Below are 519 nucleotides of genomic sequence, written 5' to 3'. Positions count from 1 at the left end.
GTTGCAGGCCACCAGGGTGGCGGCGGCGTCGGCGGAGCCGCCGCCCATGCCCCCGGCGATCGGCACCCGTTTGAGGATCTCCAGATCGGCCCCCAGGTTCACCCCGGCGTGTTCGCGCAGCAGCTGTGCGGCCTGGTGGACCAGGTTGCCCGGGCCAGCGGGAAGGTTTCGGGTTCGTCGACCACCGTGGAGGCCTCATCCAGGCGCAGGTGTAGTTCGCCGTCTTGGCGCAGGGTTGCGCGGATCTCCTCGAACAGGGAGACCGCCACGTAGAGGCTGGCCACGTCGTGGTACCCGTCCTCACGCGGCGGGCCGACCCGGAAGTAGCAGTTGATCTTGCCCGGGGCGTGGGCGATCACGAAGTTCTTGGGTTCGTTCATGGGGTTTCATCCGCTGCGTCGGTGACTTCTGCGGCGGCGCGGGCGATGGCGATGAACCCGTCGATGTCCAGTTTCTCGCCGCGTTCGCGCGGGTCAATCCCGGCACGGTTGAGGATCGCTTCGGCCCGGGCTCCGGAGC

General features: G+C 68.8%; 2 protein-coding genes. Both read right to left on the bottom strand.

Annotated features, from left to right (window positions below):
* Window positions 1–48 (bottom strand): hypothetical protein (locus JCM19049_RS21770; protein WP_279403534.1); only part of this gene is annotated, 48 nt, incomplete at its 3' end.
* A gap of 50 nt (window positions 49–98) precedes the next feature.
* The gene (locus JCM19049_RS17325; protein ID WP_054822111.1) at window positions 99–380 is read right to left on the bottom strand and encodes a hypothetical protein; all 282 of its coding nucleotides are present in this window, start codon (window positions 378–380) and stop codon (window positions 99–101) included.
* Window positions 381–519 lie beyond the last annotated feature (139 nt).

This window comes from Arthrobacter sp. JCM 19049 (genome assembly GCF_001310435.1).
Note: the sequence above shows the minus strand (reverse complement) of the source record. Positions and strands in the feature narration are given on the sequence as shown.